This window comes from Streptococcus mitis (assembly GCF_965111735.1).
Taxonomy (GTDB): Bacteria; Bacillota; Bacilli; order Lactobacillales; family Streptococcaceae; genus Streptococcus; species Streptococcus mitis_DR.
Genome location: NZ_OZ217346.1, coordinates 1,622,883 through 1,641,389 on the forward strand (window position 1 = coordinate 1,622,883; position 18,507 = coordinate 1,641,389).

At 41.5% G+C, this 18,507-nt stretch carries 24 protein-coding genes; 11 read left to right on the plus strand and 13 right to left on the minus strand.

The window, feature by feature from the left end:
• From ACLV7W_RS07710 to nrdR, 10 genes are all read right to left on the minus strand, one after another.
• Positions 1–1,032: a 3-deoxy-7-phosphoheptulonate synthase gene (locus ACLV7W_RS07710; RefSeq protein ID WP_411865739.1), complete on the minus strand. Its 1,032-nt coding sequence runs from the start codon at positions 1,030–1,032 to the stop codon at positions 1–3.
• Positions 1,033–1,112: 80 nt separating this feature from the next.
• Positions 1,113–3,626 (minus strand): preprotein translocase subunit SecA, encoded by a 2,514-nt coding sequence (secA, locus tag ACLV7W_RS07715; protein WP_411865740.1) that lies wholly within the window; start codon positions 3,624–3,626, stop codon positions 1,113–1,115.
• Between the two features lie 145 nt (positions 3,627–3,771).
• Positions 3,772–4,059, minus strand: a complete 288-nt coding sequence (locus ACLV7W_RS07720; protein ID WP_411865741.1) for a hypothetical protein — start codon at positions 4,057–4,059, stop codon at positions 3,772–3,774.
• Between the two features lie 33 nt (positions 4,060–4,092).
• Positions 4,093–4,440, minus strand: coding sequence for a hypothetical protein (locus ACLV7W_RS07725; protein ID WP_411865742.1), 348 nt, complete (start codon positions 4,438–4,440; stop codon positions 4,093–4,095).
• Positions 4,441–4,505: 65 nt separating this feature from the next.
• Positions 4,506–4,841, minus strand: coding sequence for a hypothetical protein (locus ACLV7W_RS07730; protein ID WP_411865940.1), 336 nt, complete (start codon positions 4,839–4,841; stop codon positions 4,506–4,508).
• Positions 4,842–4,924: 83 nt separating this feature from the next.
• Positions 4,925–6,235, minus strand: a complete 1,311-nt coding sequence (gene der / locus ACLV7W_RS07735; protein WP_001207696.1) for a ribosome biogenesis GTPase Der — start codon at positions 6,233–6,235, stop codon at positions 4,925–4,927.
• Between the two features lie 13 nt (positions 6,236–6,248).
• The gene (locus ACLV7W_RS07740) at positions 6,249–6,962 is read right to left on the minus strand and encodes an NADPH-dependent oxidoreductase (RefSeq protein WP_308525453.1); all 714 of its coding nucleotides are present in this window, start codon (positions 6,960–6,962) and stop codon (positions 6,249–6,251) included.
• A complete protein-coding gene (dnaI, locus tag ACLV7W_RS07745; RefSeq protein ID WP_261056173.1) occupies positions 6,959–7,855 on the minus strand; it encodes a primosomal protein DnaI in 897 nt (298 codons plus the stop codon). The genes ACLV7W_RS07740 and dnaI overlap by 4 nt, the downstream gene beginning before the upstream one ends.
• Positions 7,856–9,025 (minus strand): DnaD domain protein, encoded by a 1,170-nt coding sequence (locus ACLV7W_RS07750; protein WP_411865743.1) that lies wholly within the window; start codon positions 9,023–9,025, stop codon positions 7,856–7,858.
• The gene (gene nrdR, locus ACLV7W_RS07755; RefSeq protein WP_001203672.1) at positions 9,026–9,499 is read right to left on the minus strand and encodes a transcriptional regulator NrdR; all 474 of its coding nucleotides are present in this window, start codon (positions 9,497–9,499) and stop codon (positions 9,026–9,028) included.
• Positions 9,500–9,638: 139 nt separating this feature from the next.
• Here nrdR and ACLV7W_RS07760 point away from each other — a divergent pair, with 139 nt between their 5' ends.
• The 3 genes from ACLV7W_RS07760 to ACLV7W_RS07770 are packed head-to-tail and all read left to right on the plus strand — an operon-like array spanning position 9,639 to position 11,487.
• Positions 9,639–10,004, plus strand: coding sequence for a GntR family transcriptional regulator (locus ACLV7W_RS07760; RefSeq protein ID WP_411865744.1), 366 nt, complete (start codon positions 9,639–9,641; stop codon positions 10,002–10,004).
• A 4-nt stretch (positions 10,005–10,008) separates the two neighbouring features.
• Positions 10,009–10,704 carry an ABC transporter ATP-binding protein gene (locus ACLV7W_RS07765; RefSeq protein ID WP_411865745.1) on the plus strand — a complete coding sequence of 232 codons (696 nt, stop codon included), beginning with the start codon at positions 10,009–10,011 and terminating at the stop codon, positions 10,702–10,704.
• A gap of 15 nt (positions 10,705–10,719) precedes the next feature.
• On the plus strand, positions 10,720–11,487 hold the full coding sequence (locus ACLV7W_RS07770) for a hypothetical protein (protein WP_411865746.1): 768 nt from the start codon (positions 10,720–10,722) through the stop codon (positions 11,485–11,487).
• A gap of 31 nt (positions 11,488–11,518) precedes the next feature.
• Here the strand turns inward: ACLV7W_RS07770 and ACLV7W_RS07775 are convergent, their stop codons facing one another.
• Both ACLV7W_RS07775 and ACLV7W_RS07780 read right to left on the minus strand, forming a co-directional pair.
• A complete protein-coding gene (locus ACLV7W_RS07775) occupies positions 11,519–12,214 on the minus strand; it encodes an LrgB family protein (protein ID WP_001288952.1) in 696 nt (231 codons plus the stop codon).
• On the minus strand, positions 12,211–12,585 hold the full coding sequence (locus tag ACLV7W_RS07780) for a CidA/LrgA family protein (RefSeq protein WP_000781325.1): 375 nt from the start codon (positions 12,583–12,585) through the stop codon (positions 12,211–12,213). Before ACLV7W_RS07780 ends, ACLV7W_RS07775 begins: the two co-directional genes overlap by 4 nt.
• Positions 12,586–12,868: 283 nt before the next feature.
• On the opposite strand from ACLV7W_RS07780, the gene ACLV7W_RS07785 reads away from it, so the two are divergent.
• The 7 genes from ACLV7W_RS07785 (at position 12,869) to queF (ending at position 16,418) form a co-directional block, all read left to right on the plus strand.
• Entirely contained in the window at positions 12,869–13,249 is a 381-nt protein-coding gene (locus ACLV7W_RS07785; protein WP_411865747.1) for a MarR family transcriptional regulator, read from the plus strand.
• Positions 13,250–13,348: 99 nt separating this feature from the next.
• Positions 13,349–13,570, plus strand: a complete 222-nt coding sequence (locus tag ACLV7W_RS07790) for a DUF4649 family protein (RefSeq protein ID WP_000570255.1) — start codon at positions 13,349–13,351, stop codon at positions 13,568–13,570.
• Between the two features lie 15 nt (positions 13,571–13,585).
• The gene (trxA, locus tag ACLV7W_RS07795) at positions 13,586–13,900 is read left to right on the plus strand and encodes a thioredoxin (RefSeq protein WP_001029581.1); all 315 of its coding nucleotides are present in this window, start codon (positions 13,586–13,588) and stop codon (positions 13,898–13,900) included.
• A gap of 202 nt (positions 13,901–14,102) precedes the next feature.
• Positions 14,103–14,756 carry a 7-cyano-7-deazaguanine synthase QueC gene (gene queC / locus ACLV7W_RS07800; RefSeq protein WP_411865748.1) on the plus strand — a complete coding sequence of 218 codons (654 nt, stop codon included), beginning with the start codon at positions 14,103–14,105 and terminating at the stop codon, positions 14,754–14,756.
• A complete protein-coding gene (gene queD, locus ACLV7W_RS07805; RefSeq protein WP_000464573.1) occupies positions 14,756–15,199 on the plus strand; it encodes a 6-carboxytetrahydropterin synthase QueD in 444 nt (147 codons plus the stop codon). The genes queC and queD overlap by 1 nt, the downstream gene beginning before the upstream one ends.
• Positions 15,192–15,908, plus strand: a complete 717-nt coding sequence (gene queE, locus ACLV7W_RS07810; protein ID WP_411865749.1) for a 7-carboxy-7-deazaguanine synthase QueE — start codon at positions 15,192–15,194, stop codon at positions 15,906–15,908. Before queD ends, queE begins: the two co-directional genes overlap by 8 nt.
• An 18-nt stretch (positions 15,909–15,926) precedes the next feature.
• Positions 15,927–16,418: a preQ(1) synthase gene (queF, locus tag ACLV7W_RS07815; RefSeq protein ID WP_000082587.1), complete on the plus strand. Its 492-nt coding sequence runs from the start codon at positions 15,927–15,929 to the stop codon at positions 16,416–16,418.
• A 163-nt stretch (positions 16,419–16,581) separates the two neighbouring features.
• Here the strand turns inward: queF and ACLV7W_RS07820 are convergent, their stop codons facing one another.
• Positions 16,582–17,250, minus strand: coding sequence for an MIP/aquaporin family protein (locus ACLV7W_RS07820; protein WP_000714814.1), 669 nt, complete (start codon positions 17,248–17,250; stop codon positions 16,582–16,584).
• Between the two features lie 210 nt (positions 17,251–17,460).
• Here ACLV7W_RS07820 and ACLV7W_RS07825 point away from each other — a divergent pair, with 210 nt between their 5' ends.
• The gene (locus ACLV7W_RS07825; RefSeq protein WP_153209639.1) at positions 17,461–18,441 is read left to right on the plus strand and encodes a hypothetical protein; all 981 of its coding nucleotides are present in this window, start codon (positions 17,461–17,463) and stop codon (positions 18,439–18,441) included.
• Positions 18,442–18,507 lie beyond the last annotated feature (66 nt).

Sequence of the window (18,507 nt, forward strand, 5' to 3'; positions counted from 1 at the left end):
CTATTCTCCTAGCGTTTGGTAGATTTCTCTGACGAGGGCTTCCGTATTCTCCCAGCCAAGGCAAGGGTCCGTGATCGACTTGCCAAATACTTTCGGTTCGTTTTGACGGCCGTCTTCTAGATAAGACTCAATCATAAAGCCACGAACGTACTGCTTGATTTTTTCATTCCAATCACGATTAATCAAGGTCTGGCGGACAATTCGAATCTGATCCATGTATTGCTTACCAGAGTTGTCATGATTAGTGTCCACAATGATAAAGGGATTTTCCAAGCCCATTTTCTCATACTGGGCAATGGTATCCATCAAATTATCATAGTAGTAGTTGGGAATATTCTTACCATACTCATTGGTCGCTCCACGAAGAATAGCGTGCGAAAGCGGGTTCCCAGTTGTTTCCACCTCTTTTCCTAGGAAAAGGAAACTTTGTTTATTTTGAGCAGCATAAATCCCATTAAACATGACATTGAGATTTCCAGAGGTTGGATTTTTAAAACCAGTCGCGAAATCTGCTCCACTGGCCACAAAGCGGTGTTGCTGGTCTTCAACTGAACGAGCACCAACCGCCATGTAAGAAATCAAATCATCCACAAGCGGAAGATTTTCAGGATAAAGCATTTCATCAGCTGTCGTCATACCTGTTTCCGTGATGACACGATAATGAAGATGTCGAACGGCTTTGATTCCGTTGATGAGACTAGGTGCTTCTGCCGTGTTAGGCTGGTGAATCAATCCCTTATAGCCATCTCCGTTGGTACGGGGTTTGGCAGTATAAACACGCATAACCATAAAGATACGGTCTACTACTTCTTCTTGTAGGACTGCCAAACGCTTAGCGTACTCAAGAACAGCTTCTTCATTGTCAGATGAGCATGGCCCGATTACCAATAGAATCCGCTGGTCTTCTCCACGTATAATGGCTTCTAGCTCTTGATCGCGCTGTGATTTTCTCTCCAAAGCTTGGCCTTCTAATTTTGATAAGGCACGAACTTCTTCAATATTAATTTTAGGACTTTTTGCTGTAAATACCATAACTCATCTCCTTATAAATCAAACGGATACCAAGTAAAAATTTACTTTTCACAAGGTATCCGCCTCTAAACTATCTCATTTTATTGTCTTTTACCGTGACAGTTTTTAAACTTCTTACCAGAACCACATGGGCAAAGTTCATTCCGTCCAATCTGGCTCAAATCCAGATTTTCAGGCATATTTGCTTGGTGGGCAGCGATATTACGAGTCGCTGTTGTACTGATATGGTGTTCTGCTTGTGGTCTTTCTTGCTCATGAATTTGGGCTTTCATCATCAAGCGTGTTACATCAAACTCAATCGAACCAATCATATCGTTAAACATACGGAAACCTTCTGCCTGATACTCAACAACAGGGTTGTTCTGAGCATAGCCACGAAGTCCAACCGCATTACGTAATTGATCTAGGGCATCGATATGATCTGTCCACTTGTTATCTACCACTCGTAGAATCAAGACTTTTTGGAATTCTTTCACCGCTTCTTCATCGCGTAGTTTTGAAACCTGACTATCGTAAACTTGCAAGGCACGTTGGAAAAGCTCTTCCTTGATGGCCTTATCAGACAAGCCTGACAAGTCTTCCATCGTAATAGAATCTTCAGGAAGCAAGTTGTACTTAGCAAAGTTCAAAATTGCTTCGAGTTTTTCATCTTGTTTGGCACGCGCATGACCATCAACGACACGACCAATCGTACGTTTGATCATAGCCTGAATTTCAGGTGCCAAGTCACGATCTGCAGTGATGACGTCGTAACGTTGTGCGTAGATAATTTCACGTTGTTCACGCATGACATCATCGTATTGAAGGACTTGTTTACGGGTATCGTAGTTATTTCCTTCGACACGTTTTTGAGCTGCTTCAACCTGACGTGTCAACATACGAGACTCGATGGCCTCTTCAGACATGTTGAGACGTTCAAAGATTCCCTTCAAGCGTTCAGAACCAAAACGTTTCATCAAGTCATCTTCAAGAGAGAGGTAGAATTGTGACTCACCTGGGTCTCCTTGACGACCTGAACGTCCACGAAGCTGGTTATCGATACGACGGCTTTCATGACGTTCTGTACCAATCACACAAAGTCCACCTAATTCGCGAACCCCTTCACCAAGCTTGATGTCGGTACCACGACCGGCCATGTTAGTCGCAATGGTAACAGCACCACGTTGACCAGCATTCATAATGATTTGGGCTTCTTTATAGTGGTTCTTAGCATTCAAGACTTCGTGAGGAACACCAGCTGCGACTAGTTTCTTAGAAATGTAGTCACTGGTTTCAACCGCTACTGTACCAACCAAGACAGGCTGACCTTTTTGGTAACGAGCCTTAACGTCTTCGACAACCGCCTTAAACTTAGCCTCGATACTTGAATAAAGAAGGTCTGAGTGGTCAATACGTTGAACAGGACGGTTTGTTGGGATTGGAATAACACGAATGTTGTAAATTTCACGGAATTCTTCTTCCTCAGTCTTACCTGTACCTGTCATACCAGACAATTTCTTGTACATACGGAAAAGGTTTTGGTAAGTGATTGAGGCAGATGTCTTGGTTTCATCCTGAATTGGCACACCTTCTTTAGCTTCAATAGCTTGGTGCAAGCCATCAGAATAACGACGACCTTCCATGGTACGACCTGTAAATTGGTCAACGATCAAGATTTCTTGCTCTTCGCTCACCACATAGTCAATATCGAGAAGCATGATGTAGTTAGCACGAAGGGCGTTATCGATAAAGTGAGTAAGAGCTACGTTTTCGATGTCATAGAGGTTTTCAAGTTTGAAGTAGCTTTCAGCCTTGTCAATCCCTGAATCAGACAAACCAATAGTCTTAGACTGTACATCGATGATATAGTCGTCTTTGTCCAAAGATTTTACATAGTGGTCTGCCATGTGGTAGAGCTGACTGGTTTCAACTGCATTAGCACCTGATACGATCAAAGGTGTACGGGCCTCGTCAATCAAGATAGAGTCAACCTCATCAACCAAGGCATAGTTGAGCGGACGTTGTACCATGTTTTCAGCACGAACGACCATGTTATCACGTAGGTAGTCAAATCCGATTTCTGAGTTGGTTGAGTAGGTAATATCACACTCATAGGCTTCTTTTTTCTCCATTGGAGATTTGGCAGCCAAGTTAATCCCTACTGACAAACCAAGCCATGAGTACAATTCACCCATCTCAGTCGCATCACGTTCTGACAGGTATTCATTGACCGTAACTACGTGAACCCCTTTACCTGAAAGGGCATTGAGGTATACGGGCATGGTCGCAGTCAAGGTTTTCCCTTCCCCTGTACGCATTTCTGGCACGTCACCATGGTGAAGAACGATTCCCCCCATGACCTGAACCTTATATGGGAAGAGTCCTAGGACACGTTTGGCACCCTCACGGACAACCGCAAATGCTTCATAAAGCAATGAATCCAGTGATTCTCCATTTTGATAACGTTCTTTAAATTCAACTGTTTTTGCTTTTAGTTGGTCATCTGTCAAAGCAGCCATTTGGTCTTCGTATTTGAAAACCTTGTCAGCCATCTTTTCCAGACGACGGATTTCTCCTTTATCATTTTCGATAATTGTTTTTAAAATATTAGCCATGTTTTTCCTTACTTTAAATTCCGAATATTTTAGAATGTTCTTTTAATTTTAGCACAATTACTGATTATTTTCAAGGAAGAATCCCCATTTTGAAAAGGAAAAAGAGGCTAGTTTCCAAGCTAACCTCTCTGATTTTTATGATACTTTAATTGCCAAAAATCGGCAAAATAGCAAATAGGATAAATAGATTTATCCAAAGAGAAAGACAGCAGATAAGCCCAAAAACAAAGAGACTGACTTTCTTGGACAGCAAGGCCATCAAAATAGACAGAATACCAAAAACTAGCAAGACTTTCTGTATGCTGAAGAGGTCAATCTTTCCCCCCAGAATCGGACTGCCCCAAGGAAGAAAGAAGAAAGCAATCCAGATCAACAGAACTAAACCAATATAGACCTTAGCATAGCGTGTAATAAATGATTTTAGATGTGCCATAAGCCACCTCCTATAAATAGAAACCGATATAACTCAATGCTTGCCACCTTTTGACTTCCCGAGTTCCCGTCTCAAGCGAAGCATTTTTTTGAAAAAGATATAGTCTAACCAGTCGCTGCCTAGAGATAAGACTATCAAAAGCAACCAAACACCCCAAGTACTAGCATCTGAATCATGGCTCAGAACAAAAGGGAAAAATAAGAATGAAAAAATTGTCATATCCATGCTAAACAGAGCTAAAAGGGAAATATAAATCCAGTAAAAATAGTAGAAGATGGGGAAAATTTTACTGTTTCTGTCAGCATTGTCTATCCAATAGAAAAAATATAAACAAGGAAATAAGAGTATTAAATGAAACCAATTAAACGACAGTTTCATCATCGACACCTCCTCTTTAAAATTGTTTTCTTTAGTTTCGTTCTATTAAATGTTATTACCAATATAAATCAATGCCTTCCACCTTTTGACTTCCCGAGTTCCCGTCTCAAGCGAAGCATTTTTTTGAAACAGAAATAAGTTAACCTATTCAGACCAATAGCTAGCAGAATAAAAAGAAACCAAATTCCCCATAACTTGATATCTGTCAAATTTCTCAAGACGATATTGAAAAACAGAACTGAAATAACTGTCCAAGCAAGGCTAAAAAGAGCATAGAGGGGGATGTAAAACCAGTAAAAATAGTAAAAAATTGGGAAAAATTTACTATCTCTATCGGCCTTTTCAATCCAGCTGAAAAAGTAAAAACAGGGTAATAAGATTAACAATTTAAACAAATGTTCCATCATCAACACCTCTTTTTGATAGCGCTTTCTTCAACTTCATTTTATCAAAAAAATCTGGAAATGTCATTCCAGATTCTACTTTTTTATTTGCGTTTTCTTGCGATGAGATGGATTGGAGTCCCCTCAAAAACAAAGGCCTTGCGAATTTGATTTTCCAAGAAACGTAGGTAAGAAAAGTGCATAAGTTCTTCTTCATTGACAAAAATGACAAAGGTTGGTGGTTTTGTTGCCACTTGGGTCGCATAGAAAATCTTAAGACGTTTTCCTTTGTCTGTCGGTGTTGGGTTGATGGCAATGGCATCCATGATGACATCGTTCAAGACAGCTGATGGGATACGTGTATTTTGACTTTCACTGATTTGCTTAATCATCTCAGGAAGTTTGTGGAGACGTTGCTTGGTCAAAGCGGATACAAAGATAATCGGTGCGTAAGGCAGGTATTGGAACTGCTCACGGATATCTTCTTCCCAGTTTTTCATAGTATGGTTGTCTTTTTCAAGCGTATCCCACTTGTTGACCACGATAATCATTCCTTTACCAGCTTCATGGGCAAATCCTGCGATACGCTTGTCGTATTCACGGATGCCTTCTTCCGCATTGATGACCATCAAGACCACATCTGAGCGGTCAATAGCACGCATAGCACGCATGACAGAGTATTTCTCAGTATTTTCATAAACCTTACCAGACTTACGCATACCAGCTGTATCAATCATGGTAAACTCTTGGCCATCTGTATCTGTAAAGTGGGTATCAATAGCGTCACGCGTTGTTCCAGCAACGGGACTAGCAATGACACGGTCTTCTCCCAAGATAGCATTAATCAAGCTTGATTTTCCGACGTTAGGACGACCAATCAAGCTAAACTTAATCACGTCCGGATTTTCTTCTTCATATTCATTTGGAAGATTTTCTACGATAGCGTCTAGCACATCCCCTGTACCGATACCATGGACAGATGAGATAGGCAATGGTTCGCCCAAACCGAGGGCATAAAAATCATAGATATCATTTCGCATTTCAGGGTTGTCCACCTTGTTAACTGCGAGGATAACTGGTTTATGGGTCTTATAAAGCTTACGGGCTACGTATTCGTCTGCATCGGTAATTCCTTCCTTACCAGACACGACAAAGACGATCACATCGGCTTCTTCCATGGCAATTTCTGCCTGGTGCTTGATTTGTTCCATGAAAGGAGCATCGACATCATCGATTCCTCCTGTATCAATCATGCTAAACGAACGATTGAGCCACTCACCCGTTGCATAGATACGGTCACGTGTCACTCCTTCGACATCTTCTACAATGGAGATTCGCTCACCAGCGATCCGATTAAATAGGGTTGATTTCCCAACATTGGGACGTCCTACAATGGCAATAGTTGGTAGGGCCATAATTTCTCACTTTCTACAATAACTTCTTCTGTTCAAGATTTTTTCTAGTTGAGCTTGGTTCAGCTTGACCAAACTGTTCTGCTAGACGCTGACTCCAGCTTGTGGTCGCACGCGCTCCAGCATAGTCAGCCTGTACACGGTCATAAGCTTCGACTGCATCAGTTGACTGTTCTCGGTATTCTTCCTCAAAGACAACATTCTCTAATGGCAGTCTTGGTTTCACATCATGATGTTGATTTGGCACACCTAGTGCCATCCCAAAGACAGGATAGGTGTAGTCAGGCAGGTTAAAGAGCTCTGCCACTTCTTCTGACTTGTACCGTACCAAACCAATGATGACACCGCCATAGCCCAAGCTTTCAGCTGCCAGCAGGGCATTTTGACCAGCAAGAGCCGCATCGACTGAACTAATCAAGAGACCTTCTACACCTTGAGGTTGGAAGGTATCCGTATGAAGTCGTGCTCCCTTTTCTGCTCGGTTCAAATCTCCGACAAAGAGAAGGAAAACAGCAGACTGGCGAATAGCTTCTTGAGGCACCAATTCATACAAGGAATCTTTCTTTTCTTGACTTCGTACCACAATCACAGAGTAGGATTGGAAATTTTTCCAAGACGAGGCCATTTGGGCCGCTGTCAGGATTTCAGCCAAGTCTTCCTGAGGAAGGGCTTGCTCTTTAAATCTGCGCACTGAAGTATGAGCCTTCATTAATTTGATTGTTTCTGTCATCGACGGTTCACTCCTTCTAAACGAGTCTCCTCAGCCAAATAACGGATGCGTTCCATGACCCGTCTAGCTTCCCAGGTTTCGTCATTTCCATGTTTCCCTTTAGCGAAATGCTGCTCCAATTCTTCAAAGTTGAAGTTGGAGGTGAAAAAGGTCGGTAAATTTTCCTGCATCCGATATTGAAGAATGACTTGCAGGATTTCGTCACGCACCCAAGGTGTTGATTGCTCGGCACCAATGTCATCTAAAATCAGGACTTCAGAAAGCTTAAGCTCATCCACCAAGGTCTTAACATTCCCATCACCGATAGCATTTTTGACATCAATGACAAAGCTAGGATAGTGGAGGAGAGTTGATGAAACACCTCGTTTTTCTGATAAATCATGGGCTAAGGCAGCCACCATGAAACTTTTTCCCACACCAAAGTCTCCATATAAGTAAAGACCTTTTCGAATAGCTGGATATTGTTCCACGAAGGCTAATAGCTTTTCAAAAACTGGCAAGCGACCCAAATCATCCAAATCTACTTGAGCCAAACTAGCTTTCCTGAGACTGGCTGGCAGATTGATTAACTTGAGACGGTTCTTAATAGCCGCTTCTTTTTCCGCTGCGATTAGTTCAGGAGTTTCTTCATAAGAAACGTCCGCATATCCGTGATTCATAACCAAAATCGGTTTGTAGCCTTTGGCAATATAATCCGTATCACCACGGAGAAACTTGTCACGCTCGGTGATGTACTGATTAAACTTGGAGATACTGCGATTTAATTCCTCTGGAGTCAGGGATTCTTGCTGGATAAAGGCCGCAACATCAGGATCCTTCATGATTTTCTGGACCAAATCTTGATAATGAAAACGACTAGGTTGACGTTTGAGTACGTCTCCGACACTTTCCATCTAATCTCCTCCTTTTTCTAATCGAGCTAATAGTTCTTGTTTCTTACGTTCTAGTTCCAGACGAGTTTCATCGCTGGTTTCATTCTTATAATCTGGGTTACTCCACTTGGGTACATTGGACTTGGTAGGACTGGGTTTACTGCTTTTTTGAGCCTGATTCTTCTGTCCACGCTCACGAATGCGCAAGACTGCCTCTTCTGCCGAATGAATCTTTTGATAGGCATAGTCATTGGCTACCTTCATGGCATATTTCTCATTGATATTTGCTGAATCCACCTTATTAAAGGTCAACAAGAGAATGATATTGATGACTTCGTCCAGCAAGCCCAAACCAGCCATTTGTTGCAAGAGTTCTCTTTCTGTTTGGGTAATGGTCCCCTTGCGTGTCTGCTTGATTTCTGCCAAGAACTGCAAGGCGGTTTTACTTTTTGCTTCTTTGATAATGGTTGCTTCCTTAGGACTAAAGTCAGAGGAAACAGGTTTTTGAGCAATTTTTTCCCGCATGCGTTTGGTTGAAATAACCTGGGAAACAGCTGTTGACTTGGCCAATTGATAAGTCTCAAACCAAGTCCATTTCTTGTCCTCAGCAATGGCAAAGAGGTTTAAGACATCGGACTGCTCATCCGCAAAGCGAAGCCCATCTCGAGCCATGAGCTGACGAAAATGATCCAAGTCAAAATCGTCGGCCACTTTCTTCTTGAGACCAAGGTCTTCTTGACTTCCTAGTTCTGCCAAATCTGGAAAAACTTGATTGAGTGAGACAGGTATTTCTTCTCCCTCAGCACTTTCAACTTTTAAATCCTCCACCGCTGCATCGCCAATCTTTTTCTCCAAAAGTCTGCGATAAACAGGATGCTCCAAAAACTCTTGACTCGAAAGAGGGGCATGAAGGGCTAACTGATAAATATCCCCCTTTTGATAGAGGGTCAAGAGATTGAAAGCAGATAGGATTTTTAAGGATTTTATCAGTCTATCCATCCCAAAGTTGAGATGGTTGAGAATACTTGAAAAGAGGTATTCCTTTCTGCCATTATCCCAAAAACTGATTGTATAAAGATAAAGGCTCAGTGCCTCCTGACCGATAATCGGGAGGTAGCACTGTACCAGAGATGAGGTATCTTGCGACACCCGATTATTCTTTAGATAAGAAAAACGGTCAATTGGCTTCATTTATCTTTCCTTTTTCTTTTTAGAGGACTGGGTGATTTGTTGGAGCAAGCTCTCTAACTCACTGACATCCTTAAAACTACGATAGACACTAGCAAAACGTACATAGGTAATCTCATCTAACTCAGCCAACTCCTCCATGACGAGTGAACCAATGTCCTCACTTTGAATTTCATTTTCATTTCGACCACGGAGTTTCTGTTCGATACGATTGACTACCATGTTGATTTCATCACTTGACACAGGACGTTTCTGGGCTGAGCGGATAATCCCATTAAAGATTTTATCTCTGGAGAACTGTTCCCGTGTGCCATCTTTTTTAACAACCACTAAGGTTCTTTCTTCTACTCGTTCGTAGGTTGTAAAACGGTGTTGGCATTCATCGCACTCACGTCTTCTACGAATAGTGTTCCCTTCTTCTGCTTGGCGACTATCGATAACACTTGACTTGGTAGCCCCACATTTTGGACAACGCATCCTTTCCCTCCTTATCGTTTTCTTTTCATTATACCATTTTTTAAGCGATTCCCAAAACAATTCTTCTTTTTGCTTGACAAGTTTTTTGTTTTGTTGTATTATTTAATTAAGACAAAGAGATAAAAGAAAGGAGACCAAGATGTCCTGGACATTTGACAACAAAAAACCCATCTATTTACAGATTATGGAGAAAATCAAGCTTCAGATTGTTTCCCATACGCTGGAACCCAATCAACAACTTCCAACCGTGCGAGAGCTGGCTAGCGAGGCCGGTGTCAATCCCAACACCATCCAAAGAGCCTTGTCAGACCTCGAACGAGAAGGATTTGTCTACAGTAAGCGAACAACTGGACGATTTGTAACTGAGGATAAGGAGCTAATCGCCCAATCGCGTAAACAATTATCAGAAGAAGAATTGGAACACTTCGTTTCCTCCATGACCCATTTTGGCTATGAAAAAGAAGAACTACCAGGCGTAGTCGTCGATTATATTAAAGGAGTTTAAACCTATGTCATTACTAACATTTGAAAATGTATCCAAATCTTATGGAGCAACACCAGCCCTTGAAAATGTTTCTCTTGACATCCCAGCTGGAAAAATTGTCGGTCTCCTTGGGCCAAACGGCTCAGGAAAAACAACCTTGATTAAACTAATCAATGGCCTCTTGCAACCAGATCAAGGACGTGTCCTTATAAACGACATGGACCCAAGCCCAGCAACCAAGGCAATCGTAGCTTATTTGCCTGATACGACCTATCTCAATGAGCAAATGAAGGTCAAAGAAGCCCTAACCTACTTCAAGACCTTCTATAAAGATTTCAATCTTGAACGTGCCCATCATCTACTTGCAGACCTAGGTATTGATGAAAATAGTCGTCTCAAGAAATTATCAAAAGGGAATAAGGAAAAGGTACAACTGATTTTGGTTATGAGCCGTGATGCCCGCCTCTACGTTTTAGACGAACCCATTGGTGGGGTGGATCCAGCAGCCCGTGAGTATATCCTCAATACCATTATCAACAACTACTCCCCAACTTCTACCGTTTTGATTTCTACCCACTTGATTTCTGATATCGAGCCAATCTTGGATGAAATTGTCTTCCTAAAGGATGGAAAAGTCGTCCGTCAAGGTAATGTAGATGATATTCGCTATGAGTCTGGTGAATCCATTGACCAACTCTTCCGTCAGGAATTTAAGGCCTAAGCAAAGGAGATTATTATGTTTTGGAATTTAGTTCGCTACGAATTTAAAAATGTTAACAAGTGGTATTTAGCCCTTTACGCTGCCGTGCTAGTTCTTTCCGTTCCCATAGGAATGCAAGGACACTATTATAATTATGTATCTTTCAAAGATAGCCAACCTGTCTTACTTTTCTTTCTGGCTCTCGTCTTTGGTGGATTGATGATTACACTTGGGATTTCAACCATTTTCTTGATTATTAAACGATTCAAAGGTAGTGTCTATGACCGACAAGGCTATCTGACCTTGACCTTGCCAGTTTCTGAACACCATATCATCACAGCCAAATTAGTTGGAGCCTTCATTTGGTCTATCCTTAGCTCCACTGTACTAGCTCTAAGCGCTTTTATTATTGTTACCATAACGGTTCCAGAATGGATATCAAATTCTGAGTTGATTCCACTTGTAGGAACATTCCTTCCTCAACTCTCTCTTATGGGGGTATCCTTCCTACTAAATACCATCTCAGAAATCCTCTGCATCTACTTAGCCATTTCCATTGGACAACTGTTCAATGAATATCGTACTGCACTTGCTGTTGTAGCCTACATTGGTATCAAAATCGTCATTGGATTTATTGAAGTTTTCTTCAATACCAGTACTAACTTCTATGTCAATTCACTTGCAGGATTTAATGATAATTTCTATATGGGAGCAAGCATAGGCATTGTTGAAGAGCTCATTTTCATAGCGATCTTTTACCTCGGAACCTACTACATCTTGAGAAACAAGGTTAATTTACAATAAAAAAGGCCCAGCTAAAAAGCTGGGTTTTAATTTAACTCAATATCAAACTGGCTACAATAGGGCTGACAAAGACATAGAGAATACCGGTGACACCGATAGCCAAACCACCCATAGCTCCTGCTACAGAGCCGTATCGGAAGGCTGTTCCCGTTCCGACTGCGTGGCCTGTTCCTCCAAGAGAAAGACCAACAGCTACTGGGTCGTCAATTTTCAACCACTTCAAAAGGGTTGGGCCGATGACACTGGTTAAAATCCCAGTTGCCACAACAACGACCAAGGTCACGGTCGTCAAGCCTTGTAATTTTTCTGTGATCCCCACTGCCATGGCGGTTGTCACTGACTTAGGAAAGAGAGAAATGGCTAGGAAAAAGTCCATGCCAAAGATTTTAGCTACAAGGGCTGTGAAAGAGGTATTGACCACTACCGCTAGCAGACTACCAAAGAGAATACTGCGAGCATGGTGCTTCATCAAGTGAAAACTCTTGTAAAGCGGAATCCCTAGAGCCACGGTCGATGGGACAATCAAATTATTCAGATAAACCCCACCTTGGTAGTAATCTTGGTAAGAAATCCCCGTCACCTTTAGAAAGATAATAATGAAAACAGCTGACAAAAGCAAGGGCGTTGTCAAAGGATGGGGAAAACGTCTGTAAATCAGCATTCCTACTAGATAAGCTAGGATAGACAGGGCAAGCCCAAACAGGGGATTGGAAACAAATTCACTCATTTGGCATCTCCTTTCTCATAATCTCCCTCAAACCGTCTCTTGATGAACTGAACTACCAAGGCTATGAGGATAATATTGATGACAGCCGCAAAAAAGACAATCAAAACAATGGGCAAGAGATAGGGAGCAATCACATCAAACTTCTCCATGATTCCCACTGCTGGTGGCAAAAAGAGAATGGTCATATTGGCCAGCAAGAAATTCCCCACCATGTTGACATGCCTGGTTCTCAGCCACTTGAATTGTAAGGCTAGAAAGAGAATAATCAAACCGATAATACTGCCTGGGATGGGCAAATGAAAGAAACTAGAGATCCCCTCTCCGATTAGAGAAATCACAAAGAGAATCATTAATTGAACATATAATTTCATCCTATACTCCACGAAATAGACTTCTTGCATACCAGTTTACTCTTTTTTCAGAAAATTTCAAGGAAATGCACAAGGGATAATGAAAATTAGAAAGGAAAGGGCATACAAACAATTCTTGACTTGTGAAAACAGGCATGATTTAGGATAAAAGATGCCAGCGTCTTTCTTGCCAGCTCTTTTGAAAAGTAGTATAATTATTGCATGCGCAATCATCTTGTGATGCAGAGACTGTTCGAGAATGGACATTCTTCTATGCTATAACTCTAAAAAGAAAGGAGATACTATGACCTATTTGGAAAAATGGTTTGACTTCAATCGGCGTCAGAAAGAAATTGAAAGTCTCTTGGAAGAGACTATTGCCCAGCAGAGCGAGCAAAGTCTGACCTTGAAAGAGTTCTACCTGCTCTACTATCTGGACTTGGCTCAAGAAAAATCTCTACGCCAGATTGACCTTCCAGATAAACTTCATCTGAGCCCGAGCGCTGTTTCTCGAATGGTGGCTCGCTTGGAAGCTAAAAATTGCGGTCTGCTTAGTCGCATGTGTTGTGATCAAGATAGACGTTCTAGCTTTATCTGCCTGACAGGTGATGGGCAAAAGACACTGGCCTCTCTACAAAAGGCTGTTGAAGAAAGCTTGGAAACTGGTTTGGATTTCTTGGTTTAAGATGATTTTAGAAAAAAGTTGCGTGCGCAATCATTTTTCTTGACATTCTCTTTTACAAGGAGTAAAATAAAGTCATCATTAAACAAAGGAGTTTTTTAAATGATTGAAATTACCTACCTAGATGCCAGCAAGAACGAAAGAACTGTAACGTTCGAATCTTATGAAGACTTTGATCGTTCACAACAAGCTTGCCTCATCGGCGTCGCAGACTACTACCCTGTTCAAAAATTAACTTACAACGGTCATGATTTGGACTACCATGGGACTTACGGAGATATCTTCTTCTATCTCAAGAAACAAGATTTAAGCCAATATAACTAAAAAAGGAGAAATACAATGGCAAAAGCAATTACAGATGCAACATTCGAACAAGAAACAAAAGACGGTTTGGTCTTAGTAGACTTCTGGGCAACTTGGTGTGGCCCATGTCGTATGCAAGGTCCAATCTTGGATAAATTGTCTGAAGAACTTTCAGAAGATGTCTTGAAAATCGTTAAAATGGACGTTGATGAAAATCCAAACACAGCTCGTGCTTTTGGAATCATGTCTATCCCAACTCTTCTCTTCAAAAAAGACGGCCAAGTAGTGAAACAAGTTGCTGGTGTTCACACAGCAGAACAAATCAAGGCCATCGTTGCTGAATTGAGCTAATCACATTAGAGACCAAGTACTTGCTTTGGTCTCTTTTTTTCTTGCCCTTTGCTATTTTTCAAAAAATATGCTAGACTGTAAGTATAATATTACGATGTTTGGGACATGCCATCGCTAAAAAAAACCTCTACTTGGTATTTTTTAGCTCCCTCAAGGGAGCTTTTTGCGTGCTCTGAACATTTCCCATTTTGGAAGGAGTACTATGAAACGTCAATCAGCCTTGGTCGTCTTTAGTGGCGGTCAAGATTCTACAACCTGCCTCTTTTGGGCTAAAGAACACTATGAAACGGTCGAAGCCGTTACCTTTGCCTACGGCCAACGCCATCATCTCGAAATTCAAGTCGCTAGAGAAATTGCTAAGGAACAGGGGATTCGTCATCATATCCTAGATATGTCTCTGCTGGGGCAAATCACTGAAAATGCCTTGACCTCTGATCTGGAAATTGAGCAAAAAGAGGGAGAAGTTCCCAATACCTTTGTTGACGGTCGCAACCACCTCTTTCTATCCTTTGCGGCAGTTCTTGCTAAGCAACGAGGCATTAAAGATATCGTGACAGGTGTCTGCGAGACAGACTTCTCAGGCTACCCCGATTGTCGGGATGTCTTTGTCAAATCCCTTAATGTTACCCTCAACCTTGCTATGGATTACGACTTTGTTATCCAAACACCTCTCATGTGGCTAGACAAGGCTGAAACTTGGGAATTAGCTTACCAACTCGGTGCCTTTGACTATGTTCGTGAAAAGACCTTAACCTGCTACAACGGGATTATCGGAAGTGGCTGTGGAGATTGCCCAGCCTGCCACCTACGACAACATGGTCTAGATGTTTATCTCTCACAGAAAGGAGAGGCCTAATGTTTTTTGCACCCAAAGAAATCAAACAGGAAACTGGGGAGTCTCTTGTCTACAATCCTCACAGAACCTTGGTATCAAAAGAATTTACCTTTGATGCTGCTCACCACCTCTTTCACTATGAGGGAAAATGCAAATCCCTGCACGGTCATACCTATCATTTGCAGATTGCTGTCAGTGGATTTTTAGATGAACGTGGCATGACCTACGATTTCGGAGATATCAAAGCAATCTACAAGAACTACTTAGAGCCCCACTTGGATCATCGCTATCTCAATGAAACTCTTCCCTATATGAACACGACTGCTGAAAATATGGTTTACTGGATTTTCCAAACCATGAACCAAGAGTTGCCAGACGAGCGCGGTCTCCGTTTGGAATACGTTCGCCTCTATGAAACTCCGACTGCCTTTGCAGAGTTTAGACGGGAGTGGTTAGATGACTAGGGAACGTGTCCTCAAACTACCAGTTCTGGAAATTTTTGGCCCAACCTTTCAAGGCGAAGGCCGTGCTATTGGCCAGAAAACCATGTTTGTCCGCACTGCTGGTTGCGACTACCACTGCGACTGGTGCGATTCTGCCTTTACTTGGGATGGTTCTGAAAAGCCAACTCGTATGACAGCTGACGAGGTCATTGCTGAGTTGGATAAACTAGGAAGCTACGACTATGTAACCCTATCTGGGGGAAATCCTGCTATCCTAGCAGCCAACATGGCTGAACTCGTCACTAAACTCAAGGAACGTGGTGTCACTCTAGCTGTTGAGACCCAAGGCTCCCGCTGGCAAAATTGGTTAAAAGACATCGACCAAGTTACTCTCAGTCCCAAACCTCCTTCATCCAAGATGGAAGTCAACTTTGAAACCTTGGACTTTATCGTTTCCCAACTAGATCCAGACAAGGTCACCTTTAAAATCCCTGTCTTTGACGATGCCGATTTGGCCTTTGCCAAAGGTATTCAAGATCGCTACCAACCAGATGTTCTCTTTTTATCGGCTGGAAATCCTGAACCCAAGACTAGAGGCAATATTGTCCAAGACCAATTGGACCGCCTCAAAGAACTCTGGGAACGCATCGCTGCCGACGATAGCTGGGGCAATGTCCGCGTCCTTCCTCAACTGCATACCCTCCTCTACGATAACAAACGTGGTGTTTAAGATTAGAAAGAAAAAATCATGTCACAACAAGAAGAAATGAAAAACCTCAGCCTACTGGGCAACAAAGAAACCAACTACATTTTCGAGTATCAACCAGAAGTTCTCGAATCCTTTGACAATCGTCATGTGGAAAATGACTATTTCATCAAGTTCAACTGTCCTGAATTTACTTCCCTTTGCCCAATCACTGCTCAGCCAGACTTTGCAACTATCTATATTTCCTACATCCCTGACAAGCTCTGTGTTGAGTCAAAATCCCTCAAACTATACCTCTTTAGTTACCGAAATCATGGAGATTTCCACGAAAACTGTATCAACACCATCGGGAAAGACTTGGTCAACTTGCTAGACCCTCGCTATTTAGAAGTCTGGGGAAAATTCACTCCGCGCGGTGGCATCTCAATTGACCCTTACTACAACTATGGTAAACCAGGAACTAAGTATGAAGGCTTGGCAGAACAACGCCTCTTTCAACACGACCTTTATCCAGAGAAAATTGACAACCGTTAATACTCTTCGAAAATCAAATTCAAACCGCGTCAACGTCGCCTTGCCGTACTCAAGTACAGCCTGCGGCTAGTTTCCTAGTTTGCCCTTTGATTTTCATTGAGTATAAACAGATAAGAAAAAGCCCTGTTCCTCAAATCGAGGAGCAAGGCTTTTTGAGTTTCAATTATTCTTCTGTTCCAAGGAAGTTTTTAGCAACAAGGGCTGCAAGAATCCCACCAACGATTGGAGCAAGGATGAAAATCCATACTTGTTGAAGGGCTGAGCCACCTACCAAGACAGCTGGTGCCAAGCTACGAGCTGGGTTTACTGAAAGTCCAGTAATGTTCAATCCCACAAGGATCATGGCCATCAAGGACAAACCGATTACCAAACCAGCAATCGCTCCATTGCCCTTGCTTTCTGAAGTCACGGTCATGATAACCAAGACAAACAAGAAGGTTGCGATTGTTTCAAACAAGAAACCACCAAAGACAGTGACACCGTTTGCCAAGGCATTTTCACCAAGACTAGTAGTTGACATCCCTGAGTTCGCCAAGAGGAAGAATAGCGCAGCTGATGCAAGGAAAGCTCCAACTACTTGCCCAAGGATGTAGTTAACAAGCTCCGAAGATGACAAACGTTTGTTTACAAACATAGCGATCGAAACCGCTGGGTTCAAGTGAGCACCTGAAACAGTTCCGATTGAGTAAGCAGCAACCACGATTGCCAGACCAAAGGCAAAGGCGATTCCAAGGTGACCTAAGCCATCAAGACCATTTCCAAAAACAACAGCTCCTGTCCCAATGAACACAAGCATGAAAGTACCGATTAATTCAGCGACAAATTTTTTCATTTTCTTTCTCCTTTTTTCAAAAACTAGATACTAGTCTATCAAAAGAGGGAAAGGGTTTCAAGAAAATTGATTGGAAAGTTTTATAGAAAGCCCACTTCTTAAAAGTATGCAGTGGTCAATCAAACATTTTTCTAATAAATCATACAAAAAATTGAATAGAATGGTATAATTGATAATATACAATAAACGTTTTTGGAAAAGGAGACTACCATGAGAAAAAAGTTTAGAGTTTATTTTCTAACCACTGTTACAATTTTAGCATTTGGCCTCGTTGGCTGTTCATCTAAATCATCAAATACTGCTACAAACAATACAGAAAATACAACAAATACAGAGATGGCAACCTACCATAAGAAAGATGTAACCGGTCATGCTGCTTCATTTGACTGGAATGCCAAAGTTGAACCTACAAACTATGAGAGAACCTTTGTTGAAACCAACAGTGGCAGTCAATTTAATAAAACTTTAGATCGCACTAAAGAGGCGACTGAGAATCTTGAAAAAAAGAAAAAGGAAATTTCGGATTCTAAGGTTCAAACAGCCCTCAAATTAGTGGATGCCGTCTTTGTCAATCAAGAAAATCTTGACCTAGTTGTGAAAGCATCGGGTGCTAGCAATCAAGAAGAATTATTTGATAAGATTTGGAACGAATATTTAGTCCCTGAGTTGACTAAAATCCATCCGAATTTTTCAAATGATACCATCTTTGAGTATAAGGGAGAAAAATATCCTCTCAAAATTTATGCACCTATGTTTTTCAAGGTCAATACCAATGCTCTAGGAAAAGCAGGAGCCTATACTCTTGAAGATTATAAGGTAGAAGGTGACTTGGTTTATTTGAAATTTATATCCCCAGCTGTAGACACCTACCAATACGAAGTGAAGGCTTCTTATCATCAAAATGATTTAGATTTCTTCCAAGGCTTGATTGAAGAACAACAAAAAATTCTAAATACAGACTACGCTAAAGCTCTAAATATTCGATTTGTTTATCAATTAGCAGCTCTCGATTTTAAAGCTGACAATTACGTAGATTTAGAGGGAATGGATTATCTTGATCGCAGCACTCATTACCTCGCCATAAAAGTGGATAATAATGGAGAAGCTAGCCTGGATAATGAAAATCTCGCCAACCTTTTACAAATTAGCATGAAGGCAGCAAATGAAGCCAATAAAGGGAAATTTGAATAAATTTTTAAAGTATAAAAAAATCACCTAAAACAGGTGATTTTTGTGTATTCATATTATCAATAAACC